At 64.6% G+C, this 16,213-nt stretch carries 18 protein-coding genes and 1 pseudogene; 3 read left to right on the forward strand and 16 right to left on the reverse strand.

What is annotated here, in order from left to right; translation table 11 throughout:
- Window positions 1–77: 77 nt before the first annotated feature.
- The 11 genes from SynRS9902_RS04395 to SynRS9902_RS04445 all read right to left on the reverse strand — a co-directional run bounded on the left by SynRS9902_RS04395 (window position 78) and on the right by SynRS9902_RS04445 (window position 8,531).
- Window positions 78–314, reverse strand: a complete 237-nt coding sequence (locus SynRS9902_RS04395) for a hypothetical protein (protein WP_041435076.1) — start codon at window positions 312–314, stop codon at window positions 78–80.
- 101 nt (window positions 315–415) lie between these two features.
- Window positions 416–1,723 carry a homoserine dehydrogenase gene (locus tag SynRS9902_RS04400; RefSeq protein ID WP_186510110.1) on the reverse strand — a complete coding sequence of 436 codons (1,308 nt, stop codon included), beginning with the start codon at window positions 1,721–1,723 and terminating at the stop codon, window positions 416–418.
- A gap of 93 nt (window positions 1,724–1,816) precedes the next feature.
- Window positions 1,817–2,239: a SufE family protein gene (locus SynRS9902_RS04405; protein WP_114988587.1), complete on the reverse strand. Its 423-nt coding sequence runs from the start codon at window positions 2,237–2,239 to the stop codon at window positions 1,817–1,819.
- 7 nt (window positions 2,240–2,246) lie between these two features.
- A complete protein-coding gene (locus SynRS9902_RS04410; RefSeq protein WP_186510111.1) occupies window positions 2,247–2,690 on the reverse strand; it encodes a hypothetical protein in 444 nt (147 codons plus the stop codon).
- A gap of 11 nt (window positions 2,691–2,701) precedes the next feature.
- Entirely contained in the window at window positions 2,702–3,250 is a 549-nt protein-coding gene (locus SynRS9902_RS04415; RefSeq protein WP_186510112.1) for a 5-formyltetrahydrofolate cyclo-ligase, read from the reverse strand.
- Window positions 3,247–3,711: a crossover junction endodeoxyribonuclease RuvC gene (ruvC, locus tag SynRS9902_RS04420; RefSeq protein WP_186510113.1), complete on the reverse strand. Its 465-nt coding sequence runs from the start codon at window positions 3,709–3,711 to the stop codon at window positions 3,247–3,249. The genes SynRS9902_RS04415 and ruvC overlap by 4 nt, the downstream gene beginning before the upstream one ends.
- Window positions 3,712–3,729: 18 nt before the next feature.
- Window positions 3,730–4,818 (reverse strand): magnesium chelatase ATPase subunit I, encoded by a 1,089-nt coding sequence (gene bchI, locus SynRS9902_RS04425; RefSeq protein ID WP_186510114.1) that lies wholly within the window; start codon window positions 4,816–4,818, stop codon window positions 3,730–3,732.
- A gap of 20 nt (window positions 4,819–4,838) precedes the next feature.
- On the reverse strand, window positions 4,839–6,191 hold the full coding sequence (locus tag SynRS9902_RS04430) for a DUF3370 domain-containing protein (protein ID WP_186510115.1): 1,353 nt from the start codon (window positions 6,189–6,191) through the stop codon (window positions 4,839–4,841).
- The gene (locus tag SynRS9902_RS04435; protein ID WP_186510116.1) at window positions 6,188–7,333 is read right to left on the reverse strand and encodes a serine hydrolase; all 1,146 of its coding nucleotides are present in this window, start codon (window positions 7,331–7,333) and stop codon (window positions 6,188–6,190) included. Before SynRS9902_RS04435 ends, SynRS9902_RS04430 begins: the two co-directional genes overlap by 4 nt.
- Window positions 7,334–7,361: 28 nt before the next feature.
- Complete coding sequence (locus tag SynRS9902_RS04440) at window positions 7,362–8,108, reverse strand: RNA methyltransferase (protein ID WP_186510117.1); 747 nt, start codon at window positions 8,106–8,108, stop codon at window positions 7,362–7,364.
- Window positions 8,109–8,117: 9 nt separating this feature from the next.
- Window positions 8,118–8,531 (reverse strand): c-type cytochrome, encoded by a 414-nt coding sequence (locus SynRS9902_RS04445; RefSeq protein WP_025362444.1) that lies wholly within the window; start codon window positions 8,529–8,531, stop codon window positions 8,118–8,120.
- Between the two features lie 56 nt (window positions 8,532–8,587).
- Here SynRS9902_RS04445 and petG point away from each other — a divergent pair, with 56 nt between their 5' ends.
- Entirely contained in the window at window positions 8,588–8,704 is a 117-nt protein-coding gene (gene petG, locus SynRS9902_RS13590) for a cytochrome b6-f complex subunit V (protein ID WP_071823076.1), read from the forward strand.
- A 10-nt stretch (window positions 8,705–8,714) separates the two neighbouring features.
- Here the strand turns inward: petG and rsmD are convergent.
- The 5 genes and pseudogenes from rsmD to SynRS9902_RS04470 form a co-directional block, all read right to left on the reverse strand.
- A pseudogene (rsmD, locus tag SynRS9902_RS04450) lies at window positions 8,715–9,254 on the reverse strand (16S rRNA (guanine(966)-N(2))-methyltransferase RsmD); the annotation flags it as partial.
- On the reverse strand, window positions 9,251–9,892 hold the full coding sequence (gene hisH / locus SynRS9902_RS04455; protein WP_186510119.1) for an imidazole glycerol phosphate synthase subunit HisH: 642 nt from the start codon (window positions 9,890–9,892) through the stop codon (window positions 9,251–9,253). The pseudogene rsmD and the gene hisH, both read right to left, overlap by 4 nt.
- Window positions 9,893–9,918: 26 nt before the next feature.
- Window positions 9,919–10,242 carry a thioredoxin gene (trxA, locus tag SynRS9902_RS04460; RefSeq protein ID WP_006851354.1) on the reverse strand — a complete coding sequence of 108 codons (324 nt, stop codon included), beginning with the start codon at window positions 10,240–10,242 and terminating at the stop codon, window positions 9,919–9,921.
- A 180-nt stretch (window positions 10,243–10,422) separates the two neighbouring features.
- Window positions 10,423–11,586 (reverse strand): GuaB3 family IMP dehydrogenase-related protein, encoded by a 1,164-nt coding sequence (locus SynRS9902_RS04465; protein WP_115081876.1) that lies wholly within the window; start codon window positions 11,584–11,586, stop codon window positions 10,423–10,425.
- Window positions 11,587–11,649: 63 nt separating this feature from the next.
- Window positions 11,650–12,204 (reverse strand): CAAD domain-containing protein, encoded by a 555-nt coding sequence (locus SynRS9902_RS04470; RefSeq protein ID WP_186510120.1) that lies wholly within the window; start codon window positions 12,202–12,204, stop codon window positions 11,650–11,652.
- Window positions 12,205–12,295: 91 nt separating this feature from the next.
- Here SynRS9902_RS04470 and gyrA point away from each other — a divergent pair, with 91 nt between their 5' ends.
- Together gyrA and crtL are read left to right on the forward strand one after the other, a co-directional pair.
- Window positions 12,296–14,893, forward strand: coding sequence for a DNA gyrase subunit A (gyrA, locus tag SynRS9902_RS04475; protein WP_186510121.1), 2,598 nt, complete (start codon window positions 12,296–12,298; stop codon window positions 14,891–14,893).
- Between the two features lie 2 nt (window positions 14,894–14,895).
- A complete protein-coding gene (gene crtL / locus SynRS9902_RS04480) occupies window positions 14,896–16,134 on the forward strand; it encodes a lycopene beta cyclase (RefSeq protein ID WP_186510122.1) in 1,239 nt (412 codons plus the stop codon).
- Window positions 16,135–16,213: the final 79 nt, after the last annotated feature.

The following is a 16,213-nucleotide window of genomic DNA, read 5'->3' on the forward strand; positions in this document are numbered from 1 at the left end:
CGCACGTCCATCTCGTGGGGCCATCGGTGCGCTTCAACGGGCCTCAACTAACACGGGTCGGCCCATTCAACAGGGACTTACCCGACCTGGCGAATCCTTTCCAACGAGATTTCGAACACCGGTGAGCCCTCGTTGCTCTGTAAGGGCCAACGGCGCACCCAGCAGCGGTCATGGTCACCATCCACGCCGATCACTTGATAGGTGTCGTCGTCACTGTCGAGATTGACGCAATCTCCCTGGTGCACCGTCATCGGATTCACCCCCTCCTCTAGGGGGCAGCCTTGACCGGGACTCGAGCAGGTGAGGTTCTGCATGAACCGTTTCAAGCACAGATCTGGGGATTCAGGGCTGTGCCGTGAAAGTTCTTGACACTCTGACGCACGCCAGGGGGCATTCGCCAGGGCGGAAGCTCTCCTTAGAGGCAGCCGAGGTGAGCAGCGAGGCCAGACACCTCCGGCAAAGCCTGGATGGCGTCCAGGGCTTCATTCGTCTGGCGTTGGCTCACTTCATGGGTGATCACAACGATCTCGGCCCCGGCGTCACTCGCATTGAACTGCACGATCGACTGGATCGACACGTTGCGTTCGCCGAAGCAACCGCCCACCTTGCCGATCACGCCGGGGGCGTCTTTTGTTTTGAAACGCACATAGTGGCGTTGGCGAATGTCGCCCGAGTCGACGAGGGAGCAGGGCCGCCAGCTGCTTGCTGCCAGCAGGGGATCCACGTTCCCGGGACCTTCACTGGCCTGGCGGATGCCAGCGATGTTGAGGATGTCGGCCACCACCGCAGAGGCGGTCGGGCCGGCTCCCGCACCGGGGCCATAGAACATCACCCGGCCGATGGGGTCTCCTTCCACAAGGATGGCGTTGTTGACGCCGTTCACGCCCGCCAGGGGGTGGTCCTTGGGCACCAGCGTGGGCTGCACCCGCAGGGAGAGGGGCAGGGGATCGCCGCTTTCGGCCATGCGCTCGGCCACCGCCAGCAGCTTCACGCCATAGCCCAGTTGATTGGCGTAATCCACATCCACGCCCTGCAGACCACTGATGCCGTCGGTGGGAACGGCAGCGCGATCCACGCTGCCGCCGAAGGCCAGAGTCGCAAGGATCGCGATCTTGTCGGCCGCATCAAGACCGTCCACATCCGCTGCCGGATCGGCTTCGGCGTAGCCCAGCTCCTGGGCATCCTTGAGCACCGCGTCATAGGCGGCCCCCTCCTCAGCCATGCGGGTGAGGATGTAGTTGGTGGTGCCGTTGATGATGCCGCTGACGCGGTTGATGCGGTTGCCCCCCAGGGACTGCTTCAGCGGCTCAATGATGGGAATGCCACCACCAACGGCGGCCTCGATCAGCACGTACACCCCGGCGGCGGCCGCGGCTTCAGCGATTTCCTGGCCGTGGCGTGCGATCACGGCCTTGTTGGCGGTCACCACGGATTTGCCGGCTGCAATCGCCTGGAGAATCAGGCTGCGGGCCGGCTCCAGGCCGCCGATCACCTCCACCACCACGTCCACGGCTGGGTCCTGAATCACCGCCGATGGGTCGGTGGTCAGCAGGCTTTCGTCCAGGGCCACGGGCCGGGGGCGGTTCAGATCGCGGACGGCAACACGGATCAGCTCCAGTTCACCCACCAGCGGGTGACGTTCGCTGGGGTTCTGGAGGATCGATGCCACTCCACCGCCAACCGTGCCCAGTCCCAGCAGACCCACGCCGACCTTTGCTGCCATCCCCTGTGATCCGTGTTGGAACGTTTGCGAGCGACTCTATGTATTGACGTGATTCGGCTTCTGTTCCTGTCCCTGTCCTGATCAGCGCTTGGGTCAGCTGTCCAGTTGACGGGCTTGCTCCTGCATGGCTAGGAGGATGTTGAGGAAGCCATTGGCGCGGGAGGGCGTCAGGCTGGCCTGCAGGCCTGTTGCCGCAATGAAGGCCGGGTCCACCGCCTGCACCTGGGCCGGCGTCAATCCATCCAGCCCCTGGATCAACAACGCCAGCAGCCCCTTGGTGATCAGTGCATCGGAGTCCCCCTGCCAGCGCATCACTCCCTCATCGAGGGCACCTCGCACAAACACCTGCGACACGCATCCCTTCACCTTGATGTCGTCGGTCTGCTCCTCGGCCGGCATGGGAGCGAGCTTCTTGGCCAACCAGAGCACGTACTCGTAGCGGCGTTTTGGATCGGCGGTTCCGCCCAAGCGCTCCACCATCCGGTCGAGGGCATCACTGCCGGTGCTGGTGGCCATGCTGGGCTCAGTCGTTTCGACGTCGCACGCTAACCAGCAGCCCCACCATCACCAGGCTGAAGGGGAACATGACCACCTCATTCAGATTCACTGCGCCGTCTTGAACGGGAAGTTCGAGGTAGTCGCGGTGGCCTGGACCACCGTCCACCTGGAGATCAACGGTGCCATTGCCCACGCTGCTGAGATCGAGGCTGAGGCGTCCCTCGGCATCGGTGCGGCCCAGTTCCTGCCCTGGCGTGCCATCGGCATTGAGCAAGCGAACAACGGCCCCTTGGGTGGGCTCACCGTTGGAGAAGCTGCTGCTCAATTGCAGATCGCCATCGAGATACTGCAGAGCACTTTCGATCTGATGGGCCTTGGCAGGGGCCAGCCCCGCACCGTGCAGCACCGAGCCGAGCAGAAGCAGTGGAGCCAGCAGACGCAGCATGGAAGGGCGATCGATGGTGCCCATGATGCGGCCCCTCAGGCGGGCCGACCAGCACCCTGTTCCGTGATCCAGCCTGTGAACGGAATATCCCAGGGCTCGCGGGGCAACGCTTCGGCGGCAAGGCAGGTTGAGGGCAGCACCACCCAGGCCGGCACGGCAGCCCAGGCGGGATCAGCCCTGAGCCGGTCGTAATACCCACCGCCATAGCCCAGGCGGATTCCCGCGCCGTCCACCGCCAGCGCTGGCACCAGCAGCAGCGCCAGCTGATCGGGTTTCAGAGCGTCTCCTGCGGCAGGAGCAGGAATGCCGCAGCCGTCGGGATGAAGCGGGTCCTCACCCCAGCTCCGGTAGATGAGTCCGCCGCAGCCATCGGCCACCGGCAAGGCCAAGGGCGGATGGGGACCATCCCGCAGCGGCCGTACATCCACCTCCCCCGGCAGTGGCCAGTAGATCCCCACATGGCGCCTGCCGCAGTTGGACTGGCCGATCAGCGCCGCCACGGCGTTCTGGATGGATTGCGTGGCCGCCTCTCCCAGATGACGCTGGGTTTTGAAGTGACGGCGCAGCGTCGGCTTGTTGCTCATCGCTGCAACCAGGCCGTCAGCGCCACCGCCAGGGCATCGGCCGCATCATCCGGTCGGGGTGGTTGCTCCAGGTTCAACTCCCGCATCACCGCCTCCAGCACTTCATCCTTCTCGGCATGGCCGAACCCCGCCACGGCGAGTTTGATCTGCATCGGAGGGAACTCCACCATCGGGATCTTGAAGCGGGCCAGGGTCATCACCACTACGCCACGCGCCTGCACCACGTTGATGGTGTTGCTGGATCGGTAGAAGAAAAACTTCTCCACGGCTGCCAGTTCCGGGCGCCAGATCCGGATCAGCTGGCGCAGGTCGCCAGCGATTTCCACCATCCGATCACCATCGGAGCGATCAGAGTCGGTCTGGATGATGCCGCAGTCGAGCATGCGTTGGCATCCGTCCTGAATGTCGATCACCCCGTAGCCCACCCGGGCGAGGCCCGGGTCGATGCCGAGGATCCGCATGGGCTGATTGTGGGGGGATCAGGCGGCGAGGGCCAGTTCGAAATCAGCGCGGTCGCTGCTCTCGCTGCGCTCAAACACCTTGCAGAACACCTTCACCACCCGGTCGCCGGAATCAACCTGCTCCAGGGGGTCCTTGCGCAGACGGTGGCGCAGGCAGCAGGACGCCACGCGGGCTACGTCTTCCTCGCTCACTTCCGTGCGTCCCTCAAAGGCGGCCAGGGCACGGGCGGCACGGTTGGTGACGATGTCACCCCGCAGGCCATCCACATCCAGCTCACCGCAGACGGCGGAGATGCGCAGGCGCAGATCGTCGTCGATGGTCACCTGCTCCAGGCGCTGTTGGGCCTCCACCACCCGCTGTTGCAGGGCATCTTGATTGCCCTCCACAGCGGTGCTGAAGCCATCGGGATCGCTGTCGAAAGCGGTGCGCTGGTCCACCACCTGCACCCGCAGCTCCGGATCACGCACGGTGCGCACTTCCACGCTCATGCCGAAACGGTCGAGCAGCTGGGGGCGGAGTTCGCCTTCCTCGGGGTTGCCGGAGCCGATCAACACGAAACGCGCGGGGTGGCGCACGGAGACGCCTTCCCGCTCCACTGTGTTCCAGCCGGAGGCGGCGGAGTCGAGCAGAACGTCGACGAGGTGGTCGTCGAGCAGGTTCACCTCATCCACGTAGAGCAGGCCACGGTTGGCCTTGGCCAGCAGGCCGGGCTCAAAGGCGCGCACGCCTTCGCTCAGGGCTTTTTCGATGTCGATGGTGCCGCAGAGGCGGTCTTCCGTTGCACCGAGGGGCAGGTCCACCATCGGCACCTGCCGCGGTTCGGTGGTCAGGGTTTCCCCCTGTTGCATCCGCTCGCGCACCTCACTGCTCTGCAGGTCGGGATCGCTGGCCGAGCTGTTGTAGGGATCGCCGGCGACAACGTCGATGTCTGGCAGCAGATCGGCCAGGGCACGGATCGTGGTGGATTTGCCGGTTCCACGGTCTCCCATGATCATCACGCCGCCGATGCGTGGATCGATCACGTTGAGAAGCAGGGCCAGCTTCATCTCCTCTTGACCGATCACCGCAGTGAAGGGGAAGACCCTGCGCTTCCGGGGTGCAGTCACGAGCAATTCTCTAGGCGTGCTCAGGATTGTTTCACAGGCTGCACGGTGATGACCTGCGGTGGCGTGGCATCAGCGGGATAGACCAGGCGAACGCGCACCTGCTTGGCCTCCCCTGGCTTGAGCATCAGCTGTCCCAGGGACGGCCCCTGTTGCCCCTGGCGCAGCACCAGGTGCTGGGTCTGGCGTCCCAGGGGAACACCCTCTGGATCCTCCAGACCCGTTGTCTGCACAGGCCCGCGGAACATCACCGGACCGTTGAGGTCATCGCGGAAGCGCAGCAAGGAGGTGTTGCTGTTGCCCTTGAGGGGCGAATCCAGCGACAACTGCAGCGTCACCGTGTCTGAGCCGGTGTTTTGCAGGGGCAGGGTGAGGTCGTACTCCACTCCGTAGTTGCCATGGGCGGCCCAGGCGGTGCCGGGATAGAAGCTTTTGAGTTCCGCGGTTTGCACCTGGTTGGTGGCGAGGGTGCCGCGCTCCAGGCTGCTGATCGGCCAGGAGATGGGGGCCGTGGGTGCGGCCAGCACCTGGCTGCCCGGGTCGGTGATGCGCGCCCGCCAGCTGCTGCCGATCTGAACACCGCTCACCCGGGAATAAATGATCTTGCCCTTGCTGCCCCGTGGGGTGGGTTGATGCTCCTTGCTGCTCATGCGTTGGTCCTTGAGCAGCTCCAGCCAGTGCTGCTCGCTTGGAGCCTTTCCGTCTTCACCGTGAGCGGCCAGGGTTGCCAGCGCCACAGGGCCGGAGCTGTGGAAGCGCAGTTGCAGGTTGCGGCCGTTCAGCAGGGGATCGAGACCGGCCACGGGAACGGGCAACAGCAGCAGCTGTGTGGGTGCGCCGGGAGCCAGGCTCCAGCGGCGGTTGGTCAGTTCCGCTGCGCTGCGGCCGGCCAACAGATCTCCGGCCACACGGCTGCCGGGTCCTGCCGCCACCACCTCGGTGGTTTCCGGCATCAGGCTCGGCAAGGGCAGGAAGGGGGCCTGGGTCTGGCCGGGCCCTGTGGCCTGCGAGAGCGAGGTGCTGCCTGCGAGCAGCTGCAGGGTCACGGGAGCATTCCCCAGCGGAGCCGCCAGCACCGCCAGCCACAGGGTTGAGCTGGGGCTGCCCTCCGCATCACCGGCGTACACGTGGTGGCTGAACAGGTCAAAGCGTCCGTTAAGCACCACCGGCACCGACGCCGCCTCCCCATCGGGGAAGGTCGAGATCAGGATGCCGTCTTCCTCGATCAGCTCGGGGTTGTTGTCGTTCACCATCAACACGCTGTCGAGGCCTCCCGGCATGGGGCGAACGCTCTGCTGACGCTCAATCACCTCCGCAGCTCCGGGCATGGCTGCAACAGCCAGCCAGGCAGCAGACAACAGCGGAGCGAGCTTCATGGCTTGGGCGGAACAGGGACGGGTTTGAGGTGCGGTGCCATGGCGGCGGCGAGCTGACGGATCAGTTCGGTGGATCGGGGGTCGTTGAAGGGGCCCTCCACCAGAAATCCCGCCACAGCGCGTCGTCCGTCGGGGAGTTCGATCAGCCCGGCATCGGCGTAGGCGACGCCGATGTCACCGGTTTTGTTGTAGACGCGGTACCCCTTGCGGGCCAGGCTTGCGTCCGGTTCGCCCTGGGCACCGCCGAGGCCGCGCAACAAACCTCTGGGCAGCAGCGTGTTGGTGATCGACGTGCTCATCACCTCGCGAAACAGATCCCGGCTGCGGGGGGCCAGCAGCTCGCCGCTGTCCACCAGGGCAATGGCCCGGCTGAGATCTCTGGCACTGGTGGTGTTGGTTCCGTCGAGATCCGGCAGCCAGTTGTTCACCACGGTGGAGGGCAGGTCCAGCTCCTGAAAGCGGGCGTTGATCGCATCCATTCCTCCCGCCCGGGCAATCATCAGGTTGGTGGCGGAGTTGTCGCTCACCCGGATCATTTCCGTGGCCACCTCATGGGTGGGAAAGCGGCTGCCCAGGGGCCGGGAGGCCATCCAACCGGCGCCTCCCCCCACCAACTCCTCGGTGAGCGTGAGCGGTTCGTTCCACTGCAGAGTTCCCTGATCCAGCAGTTCCAGCACCGCGAGCAGGATCGGAGTCTTGATCGAGCTGGCGGCAGCCATCGGCCGTTCGGCCTTCATGGCTGCAAAGCGTCCGTCATCGAGGATCAGCATGTAGGCGCTGGCCTGCAGATCGCCCTGTTGCGCGGCCAGCTCCAGCCAGCGCTCACTCAGCGCCCTGATTTCCTGCCTGGGGGCGAAGCGTGCCTGCTTCAGGCCATTCGCCACCGCAGGCGCAGCTTTTTTGTTTGGGATGTTTTCATCGCTGGGCGGCTCCACGGCGTCACCGAGCAGCGTGGTGATCAGCGCCTGATCGGCCAGCCAGCTGGGCAGTGCGATCTCCTGTTGCTGAATGCGCGGCGCCAGCAGCCGCAGGCCGCTGCCGGTGAGCAGTCCAAGACCCACCCCCATCAACACCAGCCGCAGGATGAGCTGGGCCGGACCTTTCCAGCCGGTGGAGCGACGTGACGAACGACTGCTGCTCAACCTTTCAGCCGTGAGTGTTCGGCAGAGATTAGGGGCGCTTGGCGCGGATGGCCCAGCGCACTTGGCGCACCATTCCCCGCAGCAGAGCCACCTCTTCGGCGCGCACCGTGGCGCGTTGCAGCAGATCCCGCACCTTGGCCATACGGGCAGCGGCGGTGTGCTCCAGCAGGAAACCGGCCTCCAGCAGCAGGTCAGTGGCGTCGTCAAGACATGCTGAAAGCGCCTTGGCGGCTGCCGGGTCCGGCGATGGTGGCTCGATGCAGCGGGTTTCCGTGGTCCCGCTGTTGAGGCGGGCCAACTCATGCAGCACCACCGCCACGGCGTGGGAGAGATTCAGCGAGGGATAGGCCTCCCCGCTCTGCAGGCAGAGAACCCTCTGGCAGAGCCGCAGCTCACTGTTACTGAGGCCGCGGTCTTCCCGTCCAAACACCAAGGCCACGGGGGCGTCTGAGTTGGAGCTGCTGCCATCGCCGGCCAGCAACCAACCCAGGGCCTGCTGGGGTGTTTGCAGGGGGATCTCGCCATGGTCCAGGCGTCCGCAACTGCCCACGGTACGGCGGCAGTCATGGATGGCCGTCAGCAGGTCGGGAACCACCACGGCGCCGTGAAGTAGCGCTTGGCCGTGCACGGCCATCAGCATGGCCTCCTCGCTGAGGTGGTCACAGCGGGGGGCCACCAGCCGCAGCTCGCTCACCCCGAAATTGGCGCAGAGCCTGGCCACGCTTCCGATGTTCAGGGGGCCGGCCGGCTCCACCAGCACGACAACGGCATTCAAGGCAGCGGCTCAGCTGAGGGTGTGCAGGTAGGCCAGCAGGTCGGCCATCGATTGCGGTTCCATCTCAAAGCTCGGCATGGGGGGAGTTTCGCCACTGATGATCTGGTGCACCAGAACGGGGTCTTTGAGTTGGTTGCTGACGCCCTGAAGTTGAGGGCCCACCAACCCCTGGCCGGCCAGGCCATGGCAGCCGGCGCAATTGATTCGGAACAGCTGGCCGCCGTGGTCAACCGCCCCCTGCAGCTCAAGGCTGGCCTTGATGTAGGGGTCCTGCTGGGCGCTGCCCAGTACCCAGAGCACCAGCACCACGCAGGCCGTGGCAGCCGACACCACGAGCGCGGCGATCAGGCCGCGACCCCGATCGCTCGAATCATTTGCATCAGCTGATGCCGATTCGGCCGCAATTCGTGACGGCTGGACCACAGACCCGGAGTTCCAATGAGAGAATTCTCCCTAATTCTGATTGCTGACGCGACGCGATGATCGAACCTCTGCTCTGCGGCATCGTTCTGGGTCTGATCCCCGTCACGCTGATGGGTCTGTTCGTGGCGGCATGGAACCAGTACCGCCGTGGTGGCAGCGCTCTGGGGGGCTGAGCAGCATCACGCTGCTGATGCCGTAGCGGCGTTGATCCACCACTGTCCAATCTGAGTCCGGTTCTGGGTTCAGGTTGGAGCGGTGTTCACACACCACCAGAGAATCCTGGTGAAGCCAATTCCCCTCGGCGAGGGCGATCAGGCAGGGTTCGTAGAGGCCCTGGTCGTAGGGAGGGTCGAAATAGACGATGTCGAAGGGCTCCTGGCTCCAGCCCTTGCGCAGCCACGAGATCAGTTCCCGCCGTTCGGTGCGGATCTCCGGAGCCGGTGAACGGCTTTCCGCCACGACACTGAGGTTGCTGCGGCTGACGCGGATGCACTGCGGGTCTTGATCAACGGCCACCACACAGCGCGCCCCCCGCTGCAGGGCCTCACACCCCATCACGCCGCTGCCGCTGCAGAGGTCGAGCCAGCGGCAGTCCCGCAGGTGCGGGGCAAGGATGTTCATTACCGCTTCGCGCACCCTGGAGGTGGTGGGCCGAGCCGTGCGACCCCCGGGGCTCAGCAGCCGTCGCCCCCCGCTGAGGCGCAGTTGCCCGCCACCGCTCATGGGCAGGGTTCAGCCCCGTTGCGCAGCCAGGTCAACCAGCGCTTGAGCATCTGTTCCCCGGTATCGGACGACTTCTCCGGATGGAACTGGCAAGCGCCGACGCGGCCCCGCCAGACCACAGCGGTCACCTCCTGATCGCCGAAGGGGGCAGAGGCTTTGAGGTCATTTCGATCGCTGGGAACAGCGGCGTAGCTGTGCACGAAATACACCCACTCGGATGGGGCATCGCTGCTGAGAAGCGGGCAGCTGCCGTGAAGCTTCAACGGAGCCCAGCCCATGTGGGGGATGCGTTCGCCGCTGTTGCTGGGCAGGCGGCTCACCCGTCCGCTCAAGAGCCCGAGGCCTGGATCGCTGCCTTCATCGCTCTGCTCGAACAGCAGTTGCAGGCCGAGGCAAATGCCGAGCAAGGGGCGATCTTCCTGACCCCAGCGCAGCAGGTGGGGCACCAGTCCGGTGGCCCTGAGGTTGGCCATGGCCGGATCAAAAGCGCCGACCCCGGGCAGGATCAGCGCATCGACGCCCTCCAGATCTTCGGCGTTATGGATCAATGAGCAGCCCTGATCGAGCCGCTCGAGGCATTTCTCCACCGAGTGGAGATTGCCCATGCCGTAATCGATTAACCCGAGGTTCAGACTCAACCGGTCGATCAGTTCTGGAGACGGATTCAGAGGTACTTGGAAATGGTGCCTGACAGGGTTGCCTTGGGAACAGCGCCCACGACGGTGTCAACCTTCTGGCCGCCCTTGAACACCATCAGCGTCGGGATGCTGCGGATGCCGTACTGGCTGGCCACGTTGGGGTTCTCGTCGGTGTTGAGCTTGAACACCTTGATCTGGCCGTCAAATTCCTTGGCGATCTCTTCCACGATCGGAGCCACCATGCGGCAGGGTCCGCACCAGGGTGCCCAGAAGTCCACGAGAACCGGCACGTCGCTCTGGAGCACGTCCTGCTCGAAGGATGCATCGGTGACAGCAGCAGCGCTGGACATATGAGCAGGGCAATTTAGGGAGAATTTAGCAACGGTTTCGAGCGAAAACACAGCTCTTCCCTGCTGAGAAGGGAACTGTGACAGTCGCTCTCCACAAAGAGTGAAAGCCCGATCGCGCCGGGCCGGGGGGTGTGAGGAGTGTGTGGGCCGAGGCCCGCACAGCTCCAATTTAGCCCTGCCTTACTTGCCCATTCCGAGGTGCTGGGCCTTTTGGTAGACCTTGCCTTCCGTCAGCAGGGAGGGTGCCACGACCACCTCCACTTGCTGCATCTCTTTGATGGTTTGGGCGCCCAGGGTGCCCATCGATGTCTTCAGGCAGCCCAGCAGGTTGTGGGTGCCGTCGTCCAACTTGGCCGGGCCGCGCAGGATGCGTTCGATGCTTCCGGTGTTGCCCACATTGATGCGGGTGCCGCGGGGCAGCACCGGGCTCGGGGTGGCCATGCCCCAGTGGAAGCCCCGACCGGGAGCTTCCTCAGCACGGGCGATGGGGGAGCCGATCATCACGGCGTCGGCGCCACAGGCGATGCACTTGCAGATGTCACCGCCGGTGACGATGCCACCGTCGGCAACGATCGGCACGTAGCGACCGCTTTCCTTTTCGTAGTCGGCCCGGGCGGCAGCACAGTCGGCCACTGCGGTGGCCTGTGGAATGCCCACGCCGAGAACTCCACGGGAGGTGCAGGCGGCACCGGGGCCGATGCCCACCATCACGCCGGCGGCGCCAGCCCGCATCAGCTGCAGGGCCACGTCGTAGGTGACGCAGTTGCCGATCACCACGGGAACGCCCATGTCGCGGCACAGGGCTTCCAGATCCAGGGTCTCCTGGCCTGCAGGACCGGTGTGATCCGTCGAGACCACGGTGGCCTGCACGAAGAAGAGGTCGGCTCCGGCTTCGGCGATGGCCTTGCCGAAACGCATGGCGGCCACCGGAGTGCCACTGACGGCTGCAATGCCGCCCTGGGCCTTGATGTCCTGGATGCGTTTGCGGATCAGCGCTTCCTGAACCGGCTGGCTGTAGATCTCCTGCATCAGCGGGACGAACTCGTCCTTGCCGACGGCGGCGATGCGATCCAGCACCTGGTTGGGGTCTTCGTAGCGGGTCTGAACACCCTCAAGGTTCAACACGCCGAGGGCGCCCAGTTGGGACAGGCGAACGGCCATGCCCACGTCCACCACGCCGTCCATGGCGCTGGCGATGATCGGGATCTCGCGCTCGATGCCGCCCAGGGTCCAACGGGTATCGGTGACCTCGGGGTCCACCGTGCGACCCCCAGGCACCAGAGCGATTTCATCGATTCCGTAGGCCCGGCGAACGGTCTTGGAGCGTCCGAGCTGAATGTCCACCGCGCGACTTCAATAAAGTCAGATCAAGCTACCAATCGGGATGATCGACTCAGCTTGATCGGGTCAGCTCGATCGGCCTGTCACGCGGGTCCAGGTGGAGCGGGCGCCCTTGATGAAGTTGTCCCGATCGCTGTTGCGGATCAGGTTGCGCAGCGCGAAGTTCACCAGCCAGATCACTCCGGCCAGCTCCAGCAGGCCTGGCACCAGAGGGATGCTGTTGATGGTGCTGAGCACGCCGGAGTAAACCGTCGCCACCAGGCTGAACACGATCAGGCCGCCCACCACCCGCAGCGGCAGCTGGGCTTTGGTCCAGAGCTCAGCCAGATCGTTCTGCTCGAGCCAGTCCTTCACCTTGCCCACCAGCAGCTCCCATTCGCCGCCGTCTTCATCGGCGCTCTCCTGAGCAGGGATCGACACGGTGGAAGAAATCACCGGGTCTGGTGTTGGAGCGGGGGTTGGTGCCGGAGTGGGCGCAGGAGTCGGAGCCGGTGTTGGTGCTGGCGTGGGTGCCGGAGTCGGCTCAGGTTCCGGCGTTGCGGCGGGCGTGGGCTCCGGTGTGGGGGTGGGGTCGCTGCCTGGGGTTTCGGCTTCAGGGCGCGGCTCGTCGACAGGACCCATCACGTCAGTTGAAAGCGGTCGGCACTTTATCCGGATTTTTCTGTTGCTTCCACTGTCCGAGATAGACTGATAAGGGACGTCTGATGCATGTATGACGGATTCTGTGGGGCCTGGCGGCGGCGGTCCCGGCGATTCCGACGATCGGATCATTCAGACGGACCTGCGCAACGAGATGTCGCGCTCCTATTTGGAGTACGCGATGAGTGTGATCGTGGGTCGGGCCCTGCCCGATGCCCGCGACGGCCTCAAGCCGGTGCATCGCCGGATTCTCTATGCGATGTACGAGCTGGGCCTCACCAGCGACAGGCCTTACCGCAAGTGCGCCCGTGTGGTGGGCGAAGTGCTCGGCAAATATCACCCCCACGGCGACACCGCTGTGTACGACGCCCTGGTGCGCATGGCCCAGGACTTCTCCATGTCGATGCCCCTGATCGATGGGCACGGCAACTTCGGTTCGGTGGACAACGACCCGCCGGCGGCCATGCGATACACCGAATCGCGGTTGCAGGCCCTCACCACCGACAGCCTCCTTGAGGACATTGAGGCCGAGACCGTTGATTTCGCCGACAACTTCGATGGCTCCCAGCAGGAGCCCACGGTGCTGCCGGCGCGGATTCCGCAGCTGCTGCTGAATGGTTCGGCGGGCATCGCCGTGGGGATGGCGACCAACATCCCGCCCCACAACCTCAATGAACTCATTGATGGCTTGCTCGCGTTGATCGCGAACCCGGAGATCACTGATCAGGAGTTGAACCAGCTGATCCCCGGGCCGGACTTCCCCACCGGCGGTCAGATCCTGGGGCGCGAAGGCATCCGTGAGACCTACCTGGGTGGCCGCGGCTCGGTGACCATGCGCGGCGTGGCCAACATCGAAACGATCGAGGCACCGGGGCGTCCCGATCGCGATGCGGTGATCATCACCGAGTTGCCGTACCAGACCAACAAAGCGGCGCTGATCGAGCGCATCGCAGAGCTGGTTAACGACAAGAAGCTCGAGGGCATCTCCGACATCCGCGACGAGAGCGACCGCGACGGCATGCGGATCGTTGTGGAGCTGCGCCGCGACGCCTACCCGCAGGTGGTGCTGAACAACCTTTTCAAGCTCACTCCGCTGCAGAGCAACTTCAGTGCCTACATGCTGGCGCTGGTGAACGGTGAGCCGATCCTGCTCACCCTGCGCAAGATGCTCGAGGTGTTCCTCGACTTCCGCGTCGAGACGATCGAGCGCCGCACCCGCTATCTGCTGCGCAAGGCCGAAGAGCGCGACCACATCCTGCTGGGCCTGCTGCTGGCCCTCGATCAGCTCGATCCGATCATTGCCTTGATCCGGGCTGCACCCGATACGGCCACGGCCCGGCAACAGCTGCAGGATCGCCATGGCCTCTCCGACATCCAGGCCGACGCCATCCTGCAGATGCAGCTGCGTCGTCTCACCGCTCTTGAGGCCGACAAGATCCGGCTCGAGCACGAGGATCTGGTCACCAAGATCGCCGACTACAAGGACATCCTTGGCCGGCGTGAGCGGGTGTTCGGGATCATTCAGGACGAGCTCGGCCAGCTGCGGGAGCGCTACCCGACGCCGCGCCGCACCGAAATCCTCGACCTTGGCGGTGGCCTCTCCGACATCGACCTGATCGCCAACGAGCGGTCGGTGGTGCTGCTCACCGAAACCGGCTACCTCAAGCGGATGCCGGTGAGTGAATTCGAGGCCACCAGCCGCGGCACCCGCGGCAAGGCCGGCACCCGCAGCCAGGGTGAAGATGCAGTGAAGCTGTTCATCAGCTGCAACGACCACGACACCTTGGTGCTGTTCAGCGACCGTGGTGTGTCGTACGCCCTGCCCGCCTACCGCGTGCCCCAGTGCAGCCGTGCGGCCAAGGGAACACCGGTAGTGCAGCTGCTGCCGATCCCCCGGGAAGAAGCGATCACCACATTGATTCCGGTGTCGGAATTCAGCGACGACACCGACCTGGTGATGCTCACCCGCGGTGGCTTCATCAAGCGCACCCGCCTTTCGGCCTTCAGCAACATCCGCTCGAATGGTCTGATCGCCATCAACCTGGAGGAAGGCGATGCTCTCACCTGGGTTCGCTTGGCCGTGCCCGGCGACAGTGTTTTGATCGGCTCCAAAGCCGGGATGACCATCCACTTCCGCCTCAGTGATGAGGAATTGCGGCCTTTGGGGCGGACGGCTCGCGGCGTGCGGTCGATGAACCTGCGCGAGGGCGATGCCCTGGTGAGCATGGATGTGCTGCCGGTGGAACTCGCCGATCAGGTGGCCGCCAGCGCAGACGATGAAGAGGATGCCGCCAGCGAGGGCCCCTGGGTGCTTGTGGCGTCGGCTTCGGGTTTGGGCAAGCGGGTGCCGGTGACGCAATTCCGTCTGCAGAAGCGGGCCGGCATGGGTCTTCGCGCGATGAAGTTCCGCACCGACTCCGACGAGCTGGTGGGGCTGAGTGTGCTCGGTGCCGGTGAAGAGTTGCTGCTGGTGAGCGAGAAGGGGGTGATCGTGCGCACCAGCGCCGATGCCATCCCTCAGCAGTCCCGTGCTGCTACGGGGGTGCGTCTGCAGAAGCTCGACAAGGGCGACCGGCTTCTGAAGGTGGTGCTGGTGCCGCCGGAAGCGGAGGACGATTCTGCTAACGACACCGAGTCCAACGACACTGAATCTGAGGCGCAGGACAGCTGACCTTGGCTGAGCCGGTGGACGTGCTGGTGCTGGGGGGTGGTCCTGCTGCCCTCTGCATCGCTTCGGAACTGAACCAACGGGGTGTGGCTGTTGCGGCCATTGCCCCGGATCCGGTCGACGATCCCTGGCCGAACACCTACGGCATCTGGGCCGATGAACTCAAAGCGGTGGGGCTTGAGCAGCTGCTGGAGCACCGCTGGAGCGACACCGTCAGTTACTTCGGCGAAGGTGGCTCAACGGCTCAAGATCAGAGCCATGCCCACGGGATCGACTACGGCCTGTTCGATCGGGCGGCCCTGCAGCGCCATTGGCTGGAGCGGTCTGAGGGTGTGGTCTTTCATCAAGACACCGTTCAGCGGGTGGATGTGAATGGCTCCACCACCAGCGTGTGCTGCGCATCGGGAACAACCTTGCAGGCGCGCTTGGTGATTGATGCCTCCGGCTCGCGCACGCCCCACATTCATCGGCCGGATCAGGGGCCGGTGGCGGGCCAGGCGGCCTACGGCGTGGTGGGGCGTTTCTCCAAACCTCCAATCGAGGAGGGTCGGTTTGTGTTGATGGACTACCGCTGCGATCACCTCAGCGAGGAGCAGCGCAGCGAACCACCCACGTTCCTTTATGCGATGGATCTGGGCGATGGGGTGTTCTTCGTGGAGGAAACCTCCCTCGCCTTGGCACCAGGTGTTCCCTACGACGTGCTCAAGCAACGGCTCCAGCAGCGCCTGGATCTGCGCGGCGTGGAGATCACTGAGGTGATCCACGAAGAGTTCTGCCTCTTCCCGATGAACCTGCCGCTGCCGGATCGCAACCAGCCGGTGCTGGCCTTTGGCGGTGCGGCGAGCATGGTGCACCCGGCCTCGGGCTACATGGTGGGATCGCTGCTGCGGCGCGGTCCTGATCTGGCTGATGCTGTTGCCGAAGCCATCGCCAATCCAAGCCTTGGTTCAGCGCCCTTGGCCCATCGGGGTTGGCAAGCGCTGTGGCCAATCGAATTGGTGCTGCGCCATCAGCTCTATCAATTCGGTTTGGGCCGTTTGATGGGCTTTAACGAGGCGTTGTTGCGCACCCACTTCGCCACCTTCTTTTCATTGCCTAGGGAGGAGTGGTTTGGCTTTCTCACCAACACCCTGCCGCTGCCTCGGCTGATGGGCGTGATGCTGCGCTTGTTTGCCTTATCCCCTTGGGGGTTGCGGCGGGGCTTGGTGTTGGGGGCGGCGAAGGATCAGGCGCCGCGGTTTTGAGATCGTTTCAGGAAAGACCCGATCCCTCAGTTGAGGGAGGGCTGAACATCTACGCATCCCTCAGATGAGGGATGCGTTT

Origin of the sequence: Synechococcus sp. RS9902, from assembly GCF_014279635.1 — a bacterium.
GTDB lineage: Bacteria > Cyanobacteriota > Cyanobacteriia > PCC-6307 > Cyanobiaceae > Parasynechococcus.